Origin of the sequence: Bradyrhizobium sp. LA2.1, from assembly GCF_040547725.1 — a bacterium.
Lineage (GTDB): Bacteria > Pseudomonadota > Alphaproteobacteria > Rhizobiales > Xanthobacteraceae > Bradyrhizobium > Bradyrhizobium barranii.
On the sequence record NZ_JBEPQI010000005.1, the window covers coordinates 181,629 to 203,289 of the forward strand.

General features: G+C 65.0%; 21 protein-coding genes. 14 read left to right on the forward strand and 7 right to left on the reverse strand.

Annotated elements, in window-relative coordinates; all coding sequences use genetic code 11:
• Positions 1 to 247 precede the first annotated feature (247 nt).
• Complete coding sequence (locus ABIB95_RS11240; RefSeq protein ID WP_354239332.1) at positions 248 to 1,321, forward strand: HoxN/HupN/NixA family nickel/cobalt transporter; 1,074 nt, start codon at positions 248 to 250, stop codon at positions 1,319 to 1,321.
• Positions 1,302 to 3,617, forward strand: coding sequence for a TonB-dependent receptor (locus tag ABIB95_RS11245; protein ID WP_354239334.1), 2,316 nt, complete (start codon positions 1,302 to 1,304; stop codon positions 3,615 to 3,617). Before ABIB95_RS11240 ends, ABIB95_RS11245 begins: the two co-directional genes overlap by 20 nt.
• Before the next feature lie 6 nt (positions 3,618 to 3,623).
• Here the strand turns inward: ABIB95_RS11245 and ABIB95_RS11250 are convergent, their stop codons facing one another.
• The 7 genes from ABIB95_RS11250 to ABIB95_RS11280 all read right to left on the reverse strand — a co-directional run bounded on the left by ABIB95_RS11250 (position 3,624) and on the right by ABIB95_RS11280 (position 13,109).
• Entirely contained in the window at positions 3,624 to 5,135 is a 1,512-nt protein-coding gene (locus ABIB95_RS11250; protein ID WP_135215615.1) for a helicase HerA domain-containing protein, read from the reverse strand.
• A 104-nt stretch (positions 5,136 to 5,239) separates the two neighbouring features.
• Entirely contained in the window at positions 5,240 to 6,058 is an 819-nt protein-coding gene (locus ABIB95_RS11255) for a YkgJ family cysteine cluster protein (RefSeq protein ID WP_354239336.1), read from the reverse strand.
• 242 nt (positions 6,059 to 6,300) lie between these two features.
• Complete coding sequence (locus ABIB95_RS11260) at positions 6,301 to 7,365, reverse strand: ketopantoate reductase family protein (protein ID WP_354239338.1); 1,065 nt, start codon at positions 7,363 to 7,365, stop codon at positions 6,301 to 6,303.
• A gap of 1,364 nt (positions 7,366 to 8,729) precedes the next feature.
• Entirely contained in the window at positions 8,730 to 9,365 is a 636-nt protein-coding gene (locus tag ABIB95_RS11265; RefSeq protein ID WP_354239340.1) for a MarR family winged helix-turn-helix transcriptional regulator, read from the reverse strand.
• Between the two features lie 849 nt (positions 9,366 to 10,214).
• The gene (fliI, locus tag ABIB95_RS11270) at positions 10,215 to 11,540 is read right to left on the reverse strand and encodes a flagellar protein export ATPase FliI (RefSeq protein WP_063981292.1); all 1,326 of its coding nucleotides are present in this window, start codon (positions 11,538 to 11,540) and stop codon (positions 10,215 to 10,217) included.
• A 36-nt stretch (positions 11,541 to 11,576) separates the two neighbouring features.
• A complete protein-coding gene (gene flgF, locus ABIB95_RS11275; protein WP_071909949.1) occupies positions 11,577 to 12,305 on the reverse strand; it encodes a flagellar basal-body rod protein FlgF in 729 nt (242 codons plus the stop codon).
• A 3-nt stretch (positions 12,306 to 12,308) separates the two neighbouring features.
• Positions 12,309 to 13,109, reverse strand: a complete 801-nt coding sequence (locus ABIB95_RS11280; protein WP_071909951.1) for a DUF1217 domain-containing protein — start codon at positions 13,107 to 13,109, stop codon at positions 12,309 to 12,311.
• Between the two features lie 142 nt (positions 13,110 to 13,251).
• On the opposite strand from ABIB95_RS11280, the gene motA reads away from it, so the two are divergent.
• The 12 genes from motA (at position 13,252) to flgI (ending at position 21,624) form a co-directional block, all read left to right on the forward strand.
• Positions 13,252 to 14,148 (forward strand): flagellar motor stator protein MotA, encoded by an 897-nt coding sequence (gene motA / locus ABIB95_RS11285; RefSeq protein WP_063981295.1) that lies wholly within the window; start codon positions 13,252 to 13,254, stop codon positions 14,146 to 14,148.
• Complete coding sequence (locus tag ABIB95_RS11290; protein WP_028153460.1) at positions 14,145 to 15,086, forward strand: flagellar motor switch protein FliM; 942 nt, start codon at positions 14,145 to 14,147, stop codon at positions 15,084 to 15,086. Before motA ends, ABIB95_RS11290 begins: the two co-directional genes overlap by 4 nt.
• Positions 15,067 to 15,381, forward strand: coding sequence for a hypothetical protein (locus tag ABIB95_RS11295; protein WP_028160773.1), 315 nt, complete (start codon positions 15,067 to 15,069; stop codon positions 15,379 to 15,381). Before ABIB95_RS11290 ends, ABIB95_RS11295 begins: the two co-directional genes overlap by 20 nt.
• A gap of 76 nt (positions 15,382 to 15,457) precedes the next feature.
• Positions 15,458 to 15,832, forward strand: coding sequence for a flagellar motor switch protein FliN (gene fliN, locus ABIB95_RS11300; RefSeq protein ID WP_063981297.1), 375 nt, complete (start codon positions 15,458 to 15,460; stop codon positions 15,830 to 15,832).
• 2 nt (positions 15,833 to 15,834) lie between these two features.
• Positions 15,835 to 16,875, forward strand: a complete 1,041-nt coding sequence (locus ABIB95_RS11305; RefSeq protein WP_014492656.1) for a flagellar motor switch protein FliG — start codon at positions 15,835 to 15,837, stop codon at positions 16,873 to 16,875.
• Positions 16,876 to 16,888: 13 nt separating this feature from the next.
• The gene (flhB, locus tag ABIB95_RS11310; RefSeq protein WP_014492657.1) at positions 16,889 to 17,974 is read left to right on the forward strand and encodes a flagellar biosynthesis protein FlhB; all 1,086 of its coding nucleotides are present in this window, start codon (positions 16,889 to 16,891) and stop codon (positions 17,972 to 17,974) included.
• An 85-nt stretch (positions 17,975 to 18,059) separates the two neighbouring features.
• A complete protein-coding gene (gene flgB / locus ABIB95_RS11315; RefSeq protein WP_014492658.1) occupies positions 18,060 to 18,440 on the forward strand; it encodes a flagellar basal body rod protein FlgB in 381 nt (126 codons plus the stop codon).
• 11 nt (positions 18,441 to 18,451) lie between these two features.
• On the forward strand, positions 18,452 to 18,868 hold the full coding sequence (gene flgC, locus ABIB95_RS11320) for a flagellar basal body rod protein FlgC (protein ID WP_014492659.1): 417 nt from the start codon (positions 18,452 to 18,454) through the stop codon (positions 18,866 to 18,868).
• Between the two features lie 2 nt (positions 18,869 to 18,870).
• On the forward strand, positions 18,871 to 19,200 hold the full coding sequence (gene fliE / locus ABIB95_RS11325; RefSeq protein WP_014492660.1) for a flagellar hook-basal body complex protein FliE: 330 nt from the start codon (positions 18,871 to 18,873) through the stop codon (positions 19,198 to 19,200).
• A gap of 17 nt (positions 19,201 to 19,217) precedes the next feature.
• Positions 19,218 to 20,006, forward strand: a complete 789-nt coding sequence (gene flgG / locus ABIB95_RS11330) for a flagellar basal-body rod protein FlgG (protein WP_063981298.1) — start codon at positions 19,218 to 19,220, stop codon at positions 20,004 to 20,006.
• A gap of 35 nt (positions 20,007 to 20,041) precedes the next feature.
• Complete coding sequence (gene flgA, locus ABIB95_RS11335; RefSeq protein WP_063986113.1) at positions 20,042 to 20,497, forward strand: flagellar basal body P-ring formation chaperone FlgA; 456 nt, start codon at positions 20,042 to 20,044, stop codon at positions 20,495 to 20,497.
• Positions 20,494 to 21,624, forward strand: coding sequence for a flagellar basal body P-ring protein FlgI (gene flgI, locus ABIB95_RS11340; protein WP_135216095.1), 1,131 nt, complete (start codon positions 20,494 to 20,496; stop codon positions 21,622 to 21,624). Before flgA ends, flgI begins: the two co-directional genes overlap by 4 nt.
• Positions 21,625 to 21,661: the final 37 nt, after the last annotated feature.

The window sequence follows — 21,661 nt, forward strand, 5'->3', positions numbered from 1 at the left end:
CTCGGCCTGATGGTTCGCCCGGCGATGCAGAGCATCGTCCGGACGCCCGCTGCGCGGGCTCCTCCCCATGAGGGTCTGCTCGCAACGTGGCCGCGAATCCAGGCCTCATCCTGAGGAGCCCGCGCAGCGGGCGTCTCGAAGGATGGTTACAAGCATTCCTGCAAAGCGGCCCCCTGGAATTGCATTGGTTAGTGTGATCATTCTATGAAAAGATCATACCGTTGCCGCGAAGGGGCGTGCGAACGGAATGATTGTCGTGACGAAATGGTCCCTACGGGCTGTGGAGCCCGCCACCGTGTTGCTGTTCGGCGGGCTCATCGCCGCCAACGTCGCCGCATGGGCCTGGGCCTTCGCGGCGTTCGGTGACCGGCCGACGGTGATGGCGACCGCGCTGCTGGCCTGGGTGTTTGGCCTCCGCCATGCCGTCGATGCCGACCACATCGCCGCCATCGACAATGTCGTGCGCAAGCTGATGCATGCGGGCGGTGCGCCGCGCAGCGTCGGCCTCTATTTCGCCCTCGGCCATTCCACCGTGGTCGTGGTCGCGACCATGCTGCTGGCACTCGGCGTGGTGAGCCTCGGCGGCGACAGCCTGCTCAGGGATATCGGCGGCGTCATCGGCACATCGGTGTCGGCGCTGTTCTTGCTCGTGATCGCGGCCATCAATCTCGCCATCTTCGTCGGCCTGTGGCGGACGTTTCGCATCGCGCGCGCGCAGGGCGTCCACGACGCCGCGCAGCTCGATGCGCTGCTGGCGAGCCGTGGATTCCTGGCGCGCCTGCTCGGCCCGATGTTCCGCCTGGTGACAAAGCCCTGGCACATGCTCCCGCTCGGCTTCCTGTTCGGGCTCGGCTTCGACACCGCGACCGAGATCGGCCTGCTCAGCATCTCCGCGACCGAAGCCGCGCGCGGCGCTTCGCTCGCCGATGTCATGGTCTTTCCCGCGCTGTTCGCGTCGGGCATGGCGCTGGTCGACACCGCCGATTCGGCGCTGATGGTCAGCGCCTATCGCTGGGCCTTCGTCGATCCCCTGCGAAAGCTCTGGTACAACCTCACCATCACCGGCGCCTCCGTCGCGGTGGCGCTGTTGATCGGCGGCATCGAGGCGCTCGGCCTGATCGCCGACCGGCTTGGTCTAACCGGCGGGGTGTGGACGCTGGTCGACGGCCTCAACGAGTCGCTCGCCAATGTCGGCTTCGCCGTGATCGCGCTGTTTGCGATCGCCTGGCTCGTTTCTGTCGTGCTCTATCGCCGCATGTTTGCGGGCGCCGCGTCCCGCGCGAATGTACTTCGGGGCGCCGATGCGACCGAGGCGGCCTGAGTCTGGCCGTCGTTGCGGAGCGTTGACGGCATTTTCTGCCATCATGCTTCTCGCGGATGACGGCAGCGCCTTCGCGCAGAGCGGTGGCGCCTCGCGCGAACTGCCGCCGATCGAGGTCTCCGGCGGCGAGACGAAGCCTCACAAGAGACTGGCGGCATCGCGGCGAGCCAGCAAGCCGGTCCCGGCCAATCGCGGTCACGTGGCTCAGCCGACGCAGGCTCCGGTCTCGGACGCCCGCAGCGTCGCCTCCGGCGCAAAAGGCCCGCCTGGCATGGCGAGCGAGATCACCGTCTCCGGCGATGAGATCAACGCGCGCCCTTTCGCGCGGCCGGGTGAGGCGCTCGAAGTCGTGCCGGGGTTGATCGTGACCCAGCATTCTGGTGAAGGCAAAGCCAACCAGTATTTTCTGCGCGGCTACAATCTCGACCACGGCACCGATCTCGCCATCTATGTCGATGACGTCCCCGTCAACATGCGGACCCACGCGCATGGCCAGGGCTATGCCGATCTCAACTGGCTGATCCCGGAAACCATCAGCGCGATGGATGTGCGCAAGGGGCCGTACTTCGCCGACGAGAGCGATTTCGCCTCTGTCGGCAGCGTGCGCATCGGCCTGATCGACCGTACCGAAAAGGGCCTCGCGCAGGTGACCGCCGGCAGCTTTGGCTATCGTCGTCTTCTCGGCATGGACTCAGCGAAAGTCGGCGACGGTTCGCTGCTCGTCGCGGGCGAGCTCGGCACCTACAACGGCCCCTGGGACAATCCGGACAATGTGCGCAAGCTCAACGGTCTCGTCCGCTACAGCCAGGGCACCGCGACCGATGGCGTCTCCGTCACCGGCATGGCTTGCGCGAACAAATGGAATTCGACCGACCAGGTGCCGCAACGCGCGATCACCAGCGGCTTTCTCGACCGGTTCGGCTCGGAAGATCCGAGCGACGGCGGCAACACCAACCGCTTTGCGCTCTCGGGCCGCATCGCGCAGAGCGACGATGTGGGGTCGTGGAAGGCCAACGCTTATGTCGTGAAGAGCCAGCTCGACCTCTTCAACAACTTCACCTATTTCCTCAGCGATCCCGTGCTCGGCGACCAGTTCCACCAGCACGACGACCGCCTGATGGCGGGCGCCAACATCTCGCGCACGCTGAACGGGTCGTTCGCCGGACTGCCGATGCAGACCACGATTGGCCTGCAATCGCGCTATGATTCGATCGATCTGGCGCTGAGCAACACGTTCCAGCGCGGCTTCCTCTCCAACATTCGGAGCGACAAGGTCGGCGAGGGCGGCGTCGGCGTCTATGCCGAGAACACCGTACGCTGGACCGATTGGCTGAGGACCACTGTCGGCCTGCGCGGCGATTACTATGCGGCCGACGTCACCTCGCTGTTCAATGCCAACAATTCCGGCCGCACTGACGCCGCGCTCGGCAGCCCGAAATTCCGCATGGTGCTCGGCCCGTTCAACCAGACCGAATTCTTCCTCGGCGCCGGCACCGGCATGCACTCGAACGACGCGCGCGGCGCGACCGCGACGGAAGATCCGAGCGATCCCGCCACGCGACTGACGCCGTCGCCGCTGCTGGTCCGCACAAAGGGCGCGGAGGTTGGCGTCCGCAGCAAGATCGTTCCCGGCCTCGACACCTCGTTCAGCCTCTTCATCCTCGACCAGGATTCCGAGATCCTGTTCTCCGGCGATGCCGGCGATACCTCGGCGACCCGCGCCGGCCGCCGCTACGGCTTCGAGTGGACCAATCATTACCGCCCGCGCTCGTGGATCGACATCGATGCCGATCTCGCCATGACGCATGCGCGCTTCCGCGGCACTGACGGCGAGCAGGCGGAGGTCTACGCCTCGCTCGCGGGCTATCCCGAGGCGCAAATCGGCAACGCGCCCGGCAACTACATTCCGAACGCGCCGGCGATGGTGGCATCGGCCGGCATCACGCTCGGCGAGAAGACCGGCTGGTTTGGGGCTTTGCGCTGGCGCTATCTGGCGTCGAGCCCGCTGACGGAAGACAATGCGTTCCGCTCGTCCGCGACCAGCATCTTCAACAGCCGCCTCGGCTATCGCATCGACAATGGCTGGCGCATCCAGCTCGACGTGCTCAATCTCTTCAACACGCAGGCGAACCAGATCACTTATGCCTATGGCTCGCTGCTCAAGACCGACACGCTGTACAATCTCTGCACCGGCGGCGTCGCGCCGACGGCGGTCTGCCAGAATGGCGTGATGGATTACGTGCTGCACCCGGTCGAGCCGCTGACCTTTCGCCTGACTGTCGCCGGGACGTTCTAGGCGATCTCAAGCCGAGGCCGCGCTCGGAACCGGCTCCGCCGGCAAATCGTCGCCGTTGGGATCGCCCGGCGCGGTGGCCCAGGCCAGCTCCACCAGCGTCACTATCCGGCGGCCGCCGCCGTCGAGCTGGCAGACGATCAGGCCCTGCTCCTCCATGTAGCCGAGCAGGCGCTGGGCGCGGCGCAGCGAATGCGAGCCGTAGGCGCGCGCGATCGCGGCATCGCCGGGGCAGGGCCAGCCTTCCTTCGCCGCGCGTGCGATCATCATGAACACGCCCTGCATGTCGTCGGGCAGGATCGAGGCGCGCAGCGACACGTCCTGCCAGACGTCGTCCTCGGCATGCTCGGCGCCGAGCCCGGCGCGTGCGCGTGTCAGCATGCGGCGGAATTCGTTCAGATCAGGCACCGCGGAGCCGAGGCCCTCGATGCGGCAGCGAACCACGAACTCCTGATAGAGCACGCCGACGGCGCGGAAGCCGGCATCGGGCTCGGCAAGCACGGCGCGAAGCGTACGATCGACGCGCTCGCGCCGCTCGGCGAGCTCCTCGGCGCTGATCGGCACCTCGGCCACCTCAGGCCGGATCTCCGGCGCGGCCGCCTTCGCGGCGCGGAGCTGCTCGAGCAGATCGGGCGCGGGCCGGCGCTGCGGGCGGCTGGCATCGGGCGGCGGTGCGGCCAGGATCACGGCGCGCATATCCTCGAGCGCGGCTTCCGGCATCGGCATCAGCCGCGGCGTGGAATTGCGCGCGTGGGTGTCGGTCGGGCCGATATGCAAACGCAGGGGGCGTCGCGACAACGCCGGGCCGAGCGCCATGAACTGTCCGCGCTCGAGATCGCGAAAGGATTCAGCCTGCCGCCGCTCCATGCCGAGCAGGTCGGCGGCGCGCGCCATGTCGATGTCGAGGAAGGTCCGGCCCATCAGGAAATTGGAGGCTTCCGCCGCGACGTTCTTGGCGAGTTTTGCCAGGCGCTGGGTCGCGATGATGCCGGCGAGGCCACGTTTGCGGCCGCGGCACATCAGATTGGTCATCGCGCCGAGAGAGAGCTTGCGCGCCTCGTCCGAGACCTCGCCTGCGACTGCCGGCGCGAACAGCTGCGCCTCGTCGACCACCACCAGCATCGGGTACCAATGATCGCGATCGACGTCGAACAGGCCGCCGAGGAACGCCGCGGCACGCCGCATCTGGTTCTCGGCGTCCAGCCCTTCGAGATTGAGCACGGTGGAGACGCGATGCAGCCGCGCGCGCTCGCCCGCGACCTGAAGGCCGCGCTCGGTGTGATCCTCGGCCTCGATCACCAGATGGCCGAATTGCTCGGCCAGCGTGACGAAGTCGCCTTCGGGGTCGATGATGGCCTGCTGCACCCAGGGCGCGCTCTGTTCGAGCAGCCGCCGCAACAGATGCGACTTGCCGGAGCCCGAATTGCCCTGCACCAGGAGCCGGGTCGCCAGCAGTTCCTCGAGGTCCATGGCGGCCGCGGCGCCTGCCGTGGTCTGCCCCATCTCGATCGCAACTGTCATGCCCCGACTCAAGTCCCCATCATTCGCGGACAGGGGCTTATCAACCCGGCCGGGGCGCGTCGAGCGGCACCGTGCGAATCATGCGGTGTTGCCCACGGCGGAGTTCAGGCGTGATTCGATTGCCGTAAAAGTGCGGCCCGATAGGGCGCCTGCGGATCGTCGTCCTCGTTCTCGGGGATCGCACAGGAGCCGAATTCCTGCCGGATACGCTCGATCTCGGCGATGCGCTCGTGCAGCCGCTGCAGATGCTCGGGCGATGTCGCGCGCCAGAACCGGAAGGTGTCGGTGGTGAGCGGCAGGAACGCCGTTCCGAACAGCGTCGGCTCGGGAACGATGGTGCGTCCGAGCAGCAGGAACCGGTTCTCGCCGGAGACCACGAGGGTCGCGTAGCCGCGGTTACCGATCCGCCTGATCCCGTTCAGCGACCATTCGACGAGCTTGCTGAAATAAGGCTCCTCGCGCCAGCGATCGGGGCAGTGGTCGTCGACCGTCACGTTGACCGCGTCCTGGCTGAAATGCACGATGATGCCGGACGTCGCCGGAAACCACGCATCATCGAGATGACCTTGCAGCCAGGCGCAGACGAACGACCGGCACATCTGCGGGCGGCGGTCGTAGATGGTGCACCCGGTTCCCGTCTGCCAGTGTCTGCACAGCTGGTTCACCGGCTTGTCGACGGCGGCCACTTCAAGGATATCGCAGCAGGCGTTGCACGATCCGCACTGCCGGGTCAGCGGCGCCGTTTTCGGCAGGCCGGTCGCGCGAAAACCCTGGCCGTCGCGGACCAGGAGCTTTTGCTTCTCCAGCGTGCTCAGCGCGCGCTCGACCTTGAGGCGGGACAATCCGGTCGCGTCAACGATCCCCTTCATCGTCGTCGCGCCGGCCTCCACCGCGCGAGCGACCTGCAACGCCGTCTGATCCATCGTCTTCTACTTGTTCTTCAGCCCTTCGATCCGGCCATCGCGCTGCCCCGGAACCTGCGGAAATCGGCGCCCGCGTGACGGCTAGCAGTCGCATGTATGCGGGATTTACGCAAACGGACTGCTGAGCAGGATCGCCCGTATTGGGCCAAATTGTAAGCCCATGCTCAGGGGCGATCCGATCTGCATCGACAATTCGATCAGTGCAGGCCGGCGCGACCTATGACGGCAGCGCCGGCACGCTGCTACTGCGCGCCAGATCCGCCCTGCACGATCTTCTCGTTCAGCTTCAGGTCCACGGTCTCGACCGTGCGGTCGATCTCGGCATTGGGGGCGCCGAGCTGATGCGAGATCAGCTTCACCAGCAGGTCGACGCGCTCGATGAAGGGCGCGCCGCTCGCGACCGCGCGCGCGGCCGATGACGGCTTGAGCAGGCTTTCGGCGGCCTTGGCGTATTTCGCGAACGGCACCTGGTCCTGCGGATCGGCGCCGAGACGGCGGGCGATCGCGTCGACATGGTCGTAGATCGTCTGCGATCGCTTGAGATCGCCGTGCACGGCGTCGCGGATCGACTGCGGCTCGTGCGGCGTGATGCAGCGATAGTTGCCGGTCAGCAGCATCGACCATTTCGCCAGCGGCACGAACAGCGAGTCGAACACTTTCAGCTTCACCGGCACGTCGTGACCGTCGAGCGTCACCGCGTCGATGTCGGCTTCGAGCTCGCGCAGCACCTTGTTGTGCTTCTCGTCGGCGAAGGCCGATGCCTTGAAATTCGTCGGCAGGCCGACATGAAGCACGTTGGCGGCTTCTTCCGGCGGACGGAAGGCCTGCGGGTCGGGCGAGCACAGCGTCACCAGGCCGGGCTCGAAGCGCTCCCACACCTGCGCATTGGTGTAGGCCTCCTCGAGATCCATGTCGGCAAGCGACGGGATCCGCTTCAGGTAGGGCAGCGGCGGCATGTTCATGATCGACAGGCACGGCAGCTTCGCCGCGGCGATCTTGACCATGAGAACGCGGACCGTGTGGTTGGTGTATTGCGGCTCCTGCATTGCCAGGCCGACCATGTCGTAGCGCGAGAGGTCGACATTGCCCGGCGTCACCGCGTCGAGCTTGCCGGGCAGGTCGCGCGAGAAGATCGCCCGGTGCACCGCCTCGTCGCGCAGCTTGATGCGCACCTCGGTACCGTCACGGTTGATCAGCTCAGCGGTCTTGGCGCGGCAGACCAGGGACACGTTATGGCCCGCCATCAGCAGCTTCGTGCCCAGCAGGGAACCGTAGGAAGCCCCGAGAATCAGGATGTTACGCGCCATATTCCGTCCCTTTGAAAATGTGTGTGATTTTTGAGCCCCGGCCGTCATCCGCGGGCGAGTTGCCGGCATGTAAAGCGAAGTCCGCGGGGATGGCAACTGGGATAATGCATACAAGGCGGAAGGCGGACTGCCGGGCGGGCGCGGGTGATCGGTCGCCCGGATGGAGCGCAGCCCGATCCGGGACCGCTCGTCCGGCGCCCACGCCTTTCCCGGATTGCGCGGAGCCTGTCATCGGGCGGCGCTTCGCGTCGACCCGTTGGCTCCATCCGGGCGACGGGGCTCTCGTTGCCCGACGGGCAAAACACCCGAGAGGGCGTCAAGCCGCGCGGGCGAAAATATTCCACTTTGCCGAAATTCGGAAATATCGTATATGTCGCCTATCCCGGCTCACCAAGAGGGGCGATCTTGTGTCGTCACTGTCGCGAGCCGGGTTGCGGTGGACGCGGCAGCGTCGGGCGCGAGAGGTCAAGGGCAGGGCGGATTGCTCTCCGTGAGCCCAAGACTTCGTGCCGGATGAGCGGTGCTGTCAGGTTCGTCTCGTCTGTAAGTTTCCGGCTCCGTCACTGGAAAAACTGCGGCGAAATGGCGGGCCGTGCGTACGGCAAAACCGTGTGGTCCCGACCGTCGTTGCTACGGTCAAGTGTTTGCGGATGCGGCAGTCGCGTCAACCGGCGCGGCGTCGGCGACTTTCGCAGGCGTGAGGGAGGCCAGAAGGAATTCGGCTCCCGGGAGAGCACGGCATAAGCCGTCCAACCACTGCGCAGGGAAGGCCGAGTGATTGGCACCACCTGTATGCTGCTGTGCGGTTTCCTTGCGCTACCTTTCGCGCAGCGGACCGCGGGTGCGAGGTCCGCACCCGGCCTTCCCTGCGCCCTCTTGGCTTCGAGGGTCGAACGACGAAGCAAAGCTCGGGCGAGATGCGCCGCGAGGATGCGAAGACGTGTCTGCGACCAGGCACTCGCTGTCGTCGCCCGGCTTGACCGGGCGATCCAGTATTCCAGAGACGGCTGTGATTGAGCCGAGAGGCCGCGGCGTACTGGATTCCCCCGCTTGCCGCCTACGCTAAAGCTTCGGCGGCCCTGGACCTCAGCCCCGGCGAAGCCTTGGCGTAGCCGGGTCGCGGGGAATGACAGGGGGACTTGGAGGACGACGCCGATGTCTCATACTTCGTCATTGCTTTGCTGCGCTCGCAACGACGTGGAGGGAGCGTGCGCCACTATGCCCCCGTGCTTGGTCAGCGCATCCGGGAGACCGGAGGAAACGAGCGTGTTTCAAAGAACGATACCGCTGAGAAACTTTACGCAAGCGCCGGCGATCGCATCCGCCCGAAACTTGCGCGTTCCATCACGTCGCGAACTCCCGCCTCATCCCTGGCTCGCCATGCGCGCGCGGTCGAGATGCCCCTCGATCTTCGGGCGGTCGCGGGTGCGCTCGAAGCTGGTGCAGAGGAGCTCGGTCTCCTCGAGGGAAATCGGGGCGCGGTACAGCCGGCACATGAATTCGGCGCTCGCGCGTCCCTTGCCCGTGCCGGGACTGCGTTCGGCGAGAAACATGCAGTCGCGGCAGATGCTGGCATCGAGCCGCTGATGGGCCGCGTCGAGATGATTGAGGATCTCGCGCAGCGAGTCGCGCAGCCTGACGCATTCGTCGGTGCCGAGAGACGTGACCGCGTTCACCACGTGATTGATCGGGTCGTGCTGGCTCAGGCATTTCTCGCCTTGCGCGGTGACGTGCAGCACGACGGACCGCTTGTCCTCGTGCGACGGCTTTCGCACCAGGAAGGACTTGGCTTCCAGCGTCTTCACGATCTGCGATGCCGTGGCCCGGGTCGCGCCGATGAAGCCGGCCAGCGCGGACGGCGTGCGCGAGAACCTGTTGGCGCGGTGAAGAAAGCGCAGCGCCATCCATTCCCGGTCGCGCAACCCGTGCTGATTGCCTTCGAAATACCAGGCTCTGGCCGCCTGAACCAGCAGCTCGACGGCCTCGCGTGCCAACGGCATAAATTCCTACCTTGCCCCGGATATCACGTCTGCGGCGCCCCGGAGCCGCCTTCCGTCGTTGCGCACCAGTCCTTCGCGAGAAGCCGTACCAACCACAACATCCGACACATGCGCAGAGCCTGGCTCTCGCGCGAAAGCACGGACTGTTCTGCCGCCGAACTCGACAGATGGACCCTGCGAGATACGGCGCGAGAAGCTGTGTCGATGATGGTGTGCCAATCGTGGCGTCGTCGAACGAAAGCCCGAGTTGCCGTCACAGCCGGACGATGGATCGGTATTGTTCAACCGTAGCCCCTGAAGTTCAAGTCACACGCAGACGTTTCTTGTATTCCATCGAAACGATGAATGAGCTTCTCAACAAAATCAAGTAGAGACGCTCCCGAAGACTGGCTGTCGCTCGAAGCGATTGTAACGTTCAAGACAATCTCGTTCGTCAGGACACATGATGGTGATCGTAATACGCAGTGTAACAAGCTACTTGCACGCAAATGTGCGACGGTTTGATTGCACGCCTGTTGCTGTCCGCCGTTGATGCAAATTGATGGAAGCTTGTGCATGACGGTGACGCGCAGCGGTGCGTCATCCACAACTTGCGCGATCCGTCACAGAATCGGCAATGGAACTCGTAGGGATTGCACGCAGCGGTTGTTGTGATAATGACAGCGAGACGGGTTCGCCGGATCGCTTTCGCCTCGGCGGCGCGATCTCCACCGAACGGCCGATGCTAGCGCGCGACGGAAAGCGCCAGTCGGCGACGGGTGCGCATGCGCCGGAGGCGCAGCGGTATGCGTGATCGACTGTCGCGATAATGAGCAGGTCGACGACGACGGGCGCGCCGGCCGCGCCCGGCTAGTCGCCCTTGAGCATGTCTCGCAGCTCGCGGAATGGATCGGCGCTCGGCCCTGCCGAGGCGTCCTGCCGCATGGCGCTGTAGATCTTCGGGACCATGTCGACGGCCTGGTCGAGACCCGAATCACGCCCCGTCTGATATCCGCCCATCAGGCGAAGATCGCGCGTGTCCTCGTATTTGGCGATCATGGTGCGCAGCTTGCTCACCAATTCGCGCTCCTCGGGGTCCCAGACGTTGTGGGCGAGGCGGGAGACCGAGGCCAGAACGTCGACGGCGGGATAGCGCGCCTGGTCGGCGATGTGCCTGGAGAGCACGATGTGGCCGTCGAGGGTGCTGCGGATGGTGTCGGCGATCGGCTCGTTGTGATCGTCACCGTCGACCAGCACGGAGAAAATGCCTGTAATCGTCCCGGATCCCTCCTCGCCGGGGCCGGCGCGCTCCAGCAGGCGGGGCAGGTCGGTGAAGACCGTCGGTGCGTAACCGCGGGCGACCGCAGGCTCTCCGGCGGCGAGGGCGACCTCGCGGGCGGCATGGGCAAAACGGGTGATCGAATCGACCACCAGCAGGACCGATTCGCCCCGGTCGCGGAAATATTCGGCGACCGCCATGGCGGTCTTCGGCGCCAGCCGCCGCATCATCGGGCTTTCATCTCCCGTCGATACGATGGTGATGGCGCGGCTGCGGTTGGCGCCGAGCACGTCCTCGATGAATTCGCGCACCTCGCGGCCGCGTTCGCCGACGAGCGCCAGCACGACGGTGTCAAAGCCCTGGCTGCGGGCCAGCATCGCCAGCAGCGTCGACTTGCCGACGCCGGAGCCGGCAAAGATGCCGACGCGCTGGCCGGCGCAGATCGGCGCGAACAGGTCGATGACGCGCACGCCGGTGTGCAGCGGCTTGTGGACGCGCGCCCGCTTCATGGCCGCCGGCGCCTCGGCTTCCGCCGAGACGGTGCGCGATCCCGGGGTGAGGGGACCTTGTCCGTCGAGCGGCGCGCCGAGCGCGTTGATGACGCGGCCCTTCCAGCTCGGATCGGGCGCGAAGGACAGTGGCGGCATTCGGTAGGCGACCGAGCCGAGGCCGCCGGCGAACTGCCGGTCGAACGGCTTGGCGATGATGCCCTCGCTGTCGATCCGCACCACCTCGCCGATCTGGGGCTTGCCGCCGGAGTTGACGCCGATCAGTTCACCAAGCCTGACGAAGCGCGACAGGCCGGAGACGCGGAAATGCGTCGGAGCGATCTCGGAGATCGCGCCGCTGACGCTGGCCAGGGGAGTGCTCTGCTGAAGCTCCAGCAGCGCCCACTCGAGTTGCCGAAGAGCGTTCAAGGAAACCGTCCACCCTCAATGCGCATGCAGCGCAGTCTATTTGCCCGGCTCGCCCAGCGTCCGGATTGCATTCTGGAGCGAGCTCTCGGTGCCCTCGATCATCGAATTGGTGCCGTCGAAGGCGCGCGAAGCCGCGATCAGCTTGGTCAATTCCATCATCGGATTGGCGCTGGAGCCCTCGACATAGCCCTGCTTGAAGCCGTCGCGGGAGAAATCGGCGATGGCGGTCGCGGGCCGGTCCGGCGTGACGCCGGAATTGCCGTAGCGCTCGAGATTGGCATCGGCGGGAATGTTGAACAGGCCGATGGAGCCGATCTCGTTGTTGTCCTGGGTGATCGCGCCGCTGCGGGCGATCGCGATCGGTCCGCCGTTCGGGTCGAGCGTGATCTGCGCGCCGCCGGCATCGATCACGGGGAAGCCGGACACGGTCTGAAGGTCGCCGTTGGGGGCGAGCTGGAGGCGGCCGTCGCGCGTATAGACCGTGCCGTTCGGGCCGGCGAAGGCGATCCAGCCCTGTCCGACCACGGCGACGTCGAGCGGGTTGCCGCTCTCGGTGATGCTGCCCATCTCGCGCGAGATGATGTTGTCGCCGGGCGAGGAGAAGGCGACCGGGTTCGCGCCGGCCTTCGACAGCACGGTCTCGAACTTCACGACGTCGGTGCGGAATGCCGCCGTGTTGACGTTGGCGACGTTGTTGGCGATCGTCTGGAGGCGCTTTTCGAGGGCGACCTGCGCCGACAATCCCACATAGAGGGCCGATTGCATGACTTACTTTCCGAACCGGATGGACTGAAGCTTCGTGAGCATGTCGGTATCCAGGCCGGCCATCGACGACGCGCCGCCGATCAGGACCAGCGCGGAGTTGGTCGAGTTGCCATTGTTGATGTCGTTCTGGGCCTGGGTCGCATCCCACATCGCGGCGAAGCGCTGCACGAACTTGGTGACCTTGGCCGGGTCCTGGAAATCGGTGAGGTCGATCTTGCTCGTGATCAACTTGGCCTGGGCGTCGATGTCTGCCGCGCTGATGGTCGACGGCAGGCCGAGCGCGGTCTGGACCACCTGCGTCATCGCCTTGTCGGCGAGGATCTGGTAGGAGGTGCTGATGGTGGAGGCCTTGCGGGTGAAATAGAGCGCCAGCCGCAGACCCTCGTTCTGGTCGCCGGCCTTCTCCTCCATCGTCTGCGTGACGTATTGGGTCGCCGTACCGGTCGTGGCGGCAGCGGTCTGGGTCGCTTTGTCGCCGAGGGCGGCGAAATTGAAGGCGGCGGCGAATTGCCGGTAGCGGGTGTCGGTCAGCTTGTTGGCGAAGCTCTTGGAGTCGGAGACACCCTCGGTCAGCACCTTGCGCATGAACGCCTTGGCATAGGTCATGTCGCTGAGACCAAAGGCCTTCATCGCGTAGGAGTAGAGGCGATAGTCCTTCAGGAAGTCGTCGATCGTCTTCACATTGCCGATATGGCTGAGAAAATAATCGGTGTCGCGGCTGACGTCCGGCTGGGCCGCGACCTGCGTCAGCGATTTGCCCATGTCCTTGGTCAGTCTGGTGTAGTCCGCGATCGTGGATAGCATGGCACGCGCCCCTCTGGCCGCCGTTGCGACTTCGTCTCAAGCTGCCGCGAATTGCTTGCGCGGGGCTGGCGACCACGAAACCAGCCTCGCGCAAGCGTCGCCGACTAGATATTCCCGATGGGATCGGCGATGGAGTGGCGCGTTGCTCAGTTTCGTGGGGATTTTCATCACGGTAGCGGCACTGCTCGGCGGATTTGCCGCCATGGGCGGGCATCTGGCCGTGCTCATGCAGCCGTGGGAATTCGTGATCATCCTGGGCACCGCGATCGGCACCTTCATCGTCGCCAATCCGTGGAAAACGGTCGTTGATACCGGCGTGGCCTGCATGCAGGCCATCACCGGAGCGGTGCCAAGTGAGCGCTATTACCTCGATCTGCTCGGGGCGCTCCATGCCCTGATGCGGGAGCTCCGGGGCAAAGGCCGCAACGAGGTCGAGGCGCATATCGACGATCCCGCGTCCTCCGAGATCTTCAAGGCGTTCCCGAGCGTCCTCGGGGACCCGCCGTTGCTGCAGTTCATCTGCGACTATGTCCGCCTCATCATCATGGGCAATGCGCGCACGCACGAGATTGAAGCTCTGATGGACGAAGAGATCCACACCATCGTGAAGGCCAAGCTGGCGCCCTACAATTCGATGGTGGTCGTGTCCGAGGCGCTGCCGGCGCTCGGTATCGTCGCCGCCGTGCTCGGCGTCATCAAGGCCATGGGCGCGCTCGACCAGTCGCCGAAGCTCCTTGGCGGCTTCATCGGCGCGGCGCTCGTCGGCACCTTCGCCGGCATCTTCCTGTCCTACGGCGTCCTCTCGCCCTTCGCGATCAAGATCAAGATGACGCGAGAGAAGCGCTGCCGGCCCTACATCATCGTCAAGCAGACGCTGCTGGCGTTCATGAACGGCGCCATGCCGCAGATCGCCGTCGAGCACGGTCGCAAGATGATCGCGAGCGGCGAACGGCCGTCGATCGACGTGGTCGAGAACGAGACGATCGCGGGTCCCAAGGCCGTCGCGACCGAGGCTGAACCGAAGGCTGCCCGCGCATGATGACGGAAGACCTCGACGTCGATCAGCGGAAGCAGCTGCCGAACTACCTGCTGGACGCCGCCGGCATATCGATCGAGCGCATGCCGATGCTCAATGTGATCTTCGATCGCATGGCGGCATCGTGCACCGACAGCCTGCAGCCGATGGCGGGAACGCCGTGCTACTTCTCCGTCAACGGCATCACCAACGACCCGCTCGGCGACATCATCAAGGATTACGAGGGCAACGCGGTTGCCGCCGTGCTCTATGCCGAGCAGTGGGACTCGCGCGTCATCATCATGCTGGATCGCGACTTCGTGTTCACGATGGTCGAGGCGATGTTCGGCTCCGACGGCGCCGAACCGCCGCTCGACGTCGAACGCACCTTCTCGAACATCGAGATCCGGCTGGTCCAGGCACTGTTTGAGCGGTTCGCCAAGGCGCTGCAGGGCGCCTTCGCCGGCACCTCCAATGTCACCTTCCGTGTCGAGCGAGTCGAGACGGCGATGGCGTCGCTCGCGATTGGGCGCGCCAGCAATATGTCGATCTGCGCGAACATGATGGTGCAGGCGCTCTATCGCGGCGGCCAGATGTTCCTGATCATTCCGCACTCCGCGCTCAATCCGCTCAGGCAGAAGCTCGCCCACGTCGTCGTCAGCGACGGCCGCGCGGCCGATCCGCGCTGGCGCGAGCAGATGGAGAGCGAGGTTCACCGTACCGAAGTGACGCTGAGCGCGGTGCTCGACGAGAAGATGATTTCCCTCGAGGACGTCGTGCAATTCAAGGTGGGGCAGGTTCTGGAGCTCGAAGCCACGCCGCGCACGCTGGCCCGGCTCGAGAGCAACAACCAGGTGCTGTTCTGGTGTCAGATCGGCCAGCTCGATGGCTATTACGCCATGCAGGTGGCCGATCCCGTCGATCAGAAGCGGGAGTTCGTCGATGATATCCTATCTCGTTGATGCCGTGCTGCTGATCGCGCTGGCGTTCACCAGCATGAGGGTGACCCGGATGCACCGCGAACTGGCGCGGCTACGCAGCTACCAGGGCGAGTTCTCGACCATCGTCCACGAGACGGCGGGCGCCTTCGACACCGTTATCACCGCCGCGCATGATTCCACCGCAAATCTCGGCAGGCTCGCCAATGTGCTGAGCACGAAGATAGATCAGGCCCACGAGGCGATCGCGGCGCTCGATGCGCGGAGCGGGCTCCAACCGGCCGCAACGGTGAGCGGCGCCGAAGCGAACAAGCATTGAATTCGGGACTTGCAGGACACGTACGATCGGAACGCCGCGGCGCTCCGGGAGCGGAAATACCAAGAGGCGATACCAAATGGCGCAATCTTTCGACTATGAGTCTGCATCGGCATCGGGAGAGACCGATGCGTCTCCGCTGGAGCGGCTGGCGGAGATCGCCGCGCGCACGGCGGAGGAAACCGGCAAATTCGCCAATGTCGATGCCATCCTGCGCATTCCCGTCACGATGCAGGTGGTGCTGGGATCAGCGACCATTCCGGTCGCGAACCTGATGAAGCTCGGCCGCGGCGCGGTGGTTCCGCTCGATCACCGCGTCGGCGAGCCCGTCGACGTCGTGGTCAATGGCCGCGTCGTTGCCCGCGGCGAAGTGGTTGTCGTCGAAGAGGACAATTCCCGCTTCGGCGTCTCGCTCACTGAGATCGTCGGACCGCTGGGGCAGGGTGATACCTGATCATGGCGGCACAGGTCGGCGTCGCTCCTATCAAGCAGCGAGGCGTTGCCACGCTGGGCGGAACGGAAAAGGTCGCGGCACTCCTGCTGGCCATGGGCCGGCAGGCGGCCGCGAGCGTGCTCTCGCAGTTCGAGCCGCAGGATATCCGCATCGTCACCAAGGCCGCGGCCGAGCTGCGGCCGATCACCGCGCAGGAACTCGAGTCGATCGTCGAGGAGTTCGCCCAGCAATTCTCGATGGGCGCTAACATTCTCGGCACCATCGGCGGTCTCGAAGCTGTGCTCGGCGATGTGCTGCCGGCCGACCAGGTCTCGGCAATCATGTCGGACCTGCTCGGCAATTCGAGCCGGTCGGTGTGGGACCGCGTCTCGTCGGTGTCGGAAAACTCGCTGGCGACGTACCTCTCCAAGGAGCATCCGCAAACAGCGGCGCTGATCCTGTCCAAGGTCAAGCCGTCCTGCGCCGCCAAGGTGATGAGTCAGCTGCCGTCGAGCCTGCGCAATGAGCTGATGCGGCGCGTCCTCAGCCTCAAGCCGATCGTCGACGACGCCATGAAAGTCCTCGAGAAGACCTTGCACGAGGACCTGACGCTCAATTTCGCCCGCAACCTCGGTGCCGACACCTACGCACGCGTCGCGGACATCATCAACAAGATGGAGCGCGGCCATATCGAGGACATGCTGAAGAGCTTGTCGGAGAAGCGTCCGAAGTCGGCCGAAGTTCTGAAGGAACTGCTGTTCACCTTCGACGACGTGGTCAATTTGACCCCGAAGGCGCGCACCATGATCTTCGACCAGGTGCCGACCGATCGCATCGTTATCGCGCTGAAGGGCACCGACAAGCATTTCCGCGAACTCATCCTGTCCTCCGTTGCCTCGCGCGTCCGCCGCGTCGTCGAGCACGAACTCGCCATCGGCGAGCCGTCGAACCAGCGCGACGTGCTGGAGGCGCGCCGCGTCATCACCGACCTCGCACTCGACCTGGCGGAAAAGGGCGAAATCGAGCTCAACCCCGAGCAGGAGGATGAGCTGGTCTTCCGCTGACCGCTGAACGGGCATGGCAGAAACATCCGATCAGGAGAGCAAGACAGAAGAGCCGACCGAGAAGAAAGTCCGCGATTCGCTCGAACAGGGCAAAATCCCGGTCTCTCGGGAGGCTTCTATCTTTGCCTCGATGGCCGCGCTGATGGTGATCCAGGCGTTCCTGATCGGCCAGGGCGTACAGCAATTGACGCCGACGCTGAAGAGCCTGCTCGACGATCCCGAAGGCTTCCCTCTCAGCAACGGCGCGGACGCGCGCAACCTGCTCACGGTGGTGGGGCTCGAGGCGCTGCGATTCCTGGTGCCGCTGGTCGTCATTCTGGCGGTGTTCGGCCTCGCCGCATCGTTGCTGCAGAATGCGCCGCGCCTGGTGCTGGAGCGCATCAAGCCGCAGCTGTCGCGAATCTCCCCGATCAGCGGCTGGAGCCGGCTGTTCGGAACGCAGGGCCTCGTCGAATTCGCCAAGTCGCTGTTCAAGCTCGTCTCGGTGACGGTCGTCGTCGTGTTCGTGCTGCGCTCGTCCGAAGCCAGGGCGTTCGAGGCGATGTACACGGATCCGGTCGCGCTGCCGGAGATGATTCTCAACATCGCGATGCGGATCGTCTCGGCGATCTGCATCGCCACCATCGTCCTGGTCGCGATCGATCTCGCCTGGGCGCGCTTCCACTGGCGGCGCGAGCTGCGCATGACCAAGCAGGAGATCAAGGACGAACACAAGCAGGCGGAAGGCGATCCCCTGATCAAGGCGCGCCTGCGCTCGCTGGCGCGCGACCGTTCGCGCCAACGCATGATCGCGTCCGCCTCGCGTGCGACGCTGGTGATCGCCAACCCGACGCACTTCGCGATCGCCCTACGCTACAAGCGCGAGGAAAACGCAGCGCCCATGGTTGTCGCCAAGGGCATGGACGTGATCGCGCTCAAGATCCGCGAAGTCGCGGAGCAGAACCGGATCCCGGTGATCGAGAACAAGGCGCTGGCGCGCGCGCTCTATGAGGCGGTTCAGGTCGATCAGGTGATTCCGGCGGAATTCTTCCGGCCGGTCGCCGAGATCATCTACTTCCTGCAGTCCAAGCAGGCGCCGCGGACCGAGAAGGTTCAGTAGATTTCCGAGCATAGCGTCGGCTGCATCAGCCTGACGAAAGCTTGCGGCCCTAAACTTAATCTTAAGAAATCAGCATGGGGCCGTCGTGGGACCGCTTTATCTCTTCGAACTCGCATCGTCGCAGGCGCGGTACCTCGAGCTCCGCCAGTCGACCATTGCGACCAACGTCGCCAACGCCAATACGCCGGGCTTCAAGGCGCGCGACGTCGAGCCCTTCAACAAGGTGCTCGACGCCACGCCGGTCAGGCTCGCGACGACGTCGCCCTCGCACATGCAATTGTCCGCGGCCGAGACCGATACGCGGAAGACCGCGAAGAAGGACAGCTGGGAAGTGGTTCACTCCGGCAACTCCGTCAGCCTCGAGCAGGAAATGATCAAGGGCAGCGACGTCAGTCGCGACTACTCGATGAACTCGGCGGTCGTGCGGTCGTTCCACCGCATGCTGCTGTCGAGCGCGAAGAGCTGAGGTGAATTGACATGCTGGACTCACTGCAAGCGTCATTGACGGTCGCGAGCTCCGGGCTCGAAGCGCAGTCGACGCGCATGCGCATCGTTTCGGAAAACCTTGCCAATGCGACCTCGACGGGGCGCACGGCCGGCGCCGATCCGTATCAGCGCAAGACCATCACTTTCGATGCCGCCATGGACCGCGCCTCGGGCGCGCAGCTTGCGAAGGTCAAGGAGATCGGGGTCGACACCACGCCGTATCGCGTGGAGTACGAGCCGGGACATCCCGCCGCCGACAAGGCCGGTTACGTCAAGCTGCCGAACGTCAACATGATGATCGAGATGGCCGACATGCGGGAAGTCAACCGGTCCTATGAAGCCAATCTCCAGGTCGTGAAACAGGTGCGGTCGATGCTGGGCATGACCATCGACCTGCTGAGGAGCTGACAATGCTTGAGGCAATTTCATCCACCGCGATTTCCGCCGGGCAAGCGGCGAGCCGCGCGACCGAGACGCAGGCCATCGCGCCGGCGGCGCCGACCGCCATTCAGTCCACCGACGATGTCGGATTCGAATCGGTGATGAAGCAGGTGACGACGGACGCGATCGGGACGCTGAAGGCGGGCGAAGCGGCGTCGATCTCGGCGATGCAGGGTAAGGAATCGACCCGGAAGGTCGTGGAGGCGCTGATGTCGGCCGAGCAGGCCTTGCAGACCGCGGTCGCGGTTCGCGACAAGGTCGTGCAGGCCTACCAAGAAGTCGTCCGGATGTCGATTTGATCTGAGGGAATGAAGCTGTGAAATCGCTCGCCATTGCGGCCACGGGCATGAACGCCCAGCAGACCAACATCGAAGTCATCGCGAACAACATCGCCAACATCAATTCGACGTCGTACAAGCGTGCGCGCGCGGAATTCACCGATCTGTTCTACCAGATGGACCGCATGCAGGGCGTCGCGAACGTCAATGGCTCCTCGCCGATCCCGGAAGGCTCCAATCTCGGTCTCGGCGTCAAGTCGACGGCCATCCGCAAGCTGCACATCCAGGGCGCGCTCACGCAGACCGGCAACCCCTACGACCTCGCGATCAACGGTCGCGGCTGGTTTCAGGTGCTCGGCCCGAACAACGAGGTGCAATACACGCGCGCCGGCTCGTTCAGCCCCAACGCCAACGGCCAGCTCGTCACCACCGACGGCTATCTGCTGGATCCCGCAATCACGATACCGCAGGGAACGGTTCAGGTCGTCGTCAACCAGACCGGACAGGTGTTTGCCAAGCTGGATACGGAAGTGAACCCGCGGCAGATCGGCCAGCTCAACCTCGCCAATTTCGCCAACGAAGCGGGCCTCGAGCCGCTCGGCAGCAACCTCTATCGCGAGACCACGGCGTCCGGCACGCCGGTCGTCGGGCTGCCGGGCGATTCCGGATACGGCAAGATCAATCAGCAATATCTCGAAGCCTCGAACGTCGATCCGGTGAAGGAAATCACCGAGTTGATCTCGGCGCAGCGCGCCTACGAAATGAACGCCAAGGTCATCCAGGCCTCGGATGAAATGGCCCAGACGGTCTCGAAGGGCATGCGCTAGTTCCGGTGTTCTCGATGTCGAACAGGGTGGGCTTGATGGTGCGCGGGTTGGCCGCCGTGCTGCTGGTTCTCGTCTCGGCGCGCCTCGCTGCGGCCGAGGAGAAGCGGCTTCCCGTGCCGGCCGTGTCGATCCGCGCCGGCGAGCTGATCCGGGACGACATGATCACGGAACGCGCCTTCGCGCCGAATGTGCTCGGCGTTGCCATGTTCATCGAAGGACGCCAGATCCTGGTCGGACGCATGGCGCGGCGCGCTCTGCTGCCGGGTCAGCCGATTCCGACCAATTCGGTGGAGGATCCCTGGACCATTGCCCGCGGCGCCATGGTCAAGGTGGTAGTGGAAGACAGCGGCCTGTCGATCGTCACTTACGGCGCGGCGATGCAGTCGGGCGCGACCGGCGCGCTCATCCCGGTGCGAAACACCGACACCGGCGTGATCATCAGAGGCGTCGTCCAGCCGGACGGCACCGTCAAGGTCGTGGATGGATCATGACCAGATTCCTGCTTGCGCTCGTCCTGCTCGTTTCCGCCGCCAGCGCCCAGGCGGCTGTCCGCATCAAGGACATCGCGGACATCAAGGGATTGCGCGAAAACCAGATCGTCGGTTACGGCCTCGTCATCGGCCTGAACGGCACCGGCGACACGCTCCGCAACGCTCCGTTCACGGAGCAGTCCCTGCAATCGATGCTCGAGAACATGGGCATCAACGTCAGGAACGAGACCACGAGCACCAATAATCCCCCGCGTCCGACGACGCTGCGCACACGCAACGTCGCAGCCGTTATGGTGACCGCGGATTTGGCGCCCTCGATCGGAGCGGGCGAGCGCATGGACGTGACCGTATCGTCGCTCGGCGATGCGACCTCGCTGCTCGGCGGCACGCTGGTGATGACGTCGCTGCGGGCGGCGGACGGCGCGGTCTATGCGGTGGCGCAAGGCGCGGTCACGGTCGCCGGTTACAGTGTGGGAGGGCAGGCGCAGAACGTCAGTCAGGGCACGCCGACGGCGGGCCGCATCCCGAACGGTGCGCTGGTCGAGCGCGAGGTGCAGGGAAGCCTCCACGAGATGGAGTTCCTGGTGCTGGAGCTCAAGAACCCTGATTTCGTCACCGCGACACGCATTCTCGACGCCATCAACGGTTACGCCGGTGGCCGCTACCGCGCGCAGATCGCCTTCGAGCGCGACTACCGCACCATCGTGCTGTCGAAGCCGCGTCATATCGGCCCCGTCCGCTTCCTCGCCGAAATCGGCGAGCTGACGGTCGAGCCGGACACGCCGGCGCGAGTGGTGATCAACGAGCGGACCGGTACGGTGGTGATCGGGCGCGACGTGCGCATATCGACCGTCGCCGTGACGCATGGCAACCTGACGGTCCGTGTCACCGAGCTTCCCGTGGTGTCGCAGCCGGCGCCGTTCTCGCGAGGGCAGACCGTGGTCGTTCCCCAGACGGTGGTCGAGGCCAACGAGGCCGGATCGCAGGTGGCGATCCTGAGCGGCGTCGACCTCCAGCGCCTGGTGCGCGGGCTGAACCAGATCGGCCTGAAGCCGTCGGGCATCATCGCGATCCTCCAGGCGATCAAAACGGCCGGCGCACTCCAGGCCGACGTCATCGTGCAATGATGCACAAGCGTCGTGCAAGCTTGGTCGCTCAATGCTC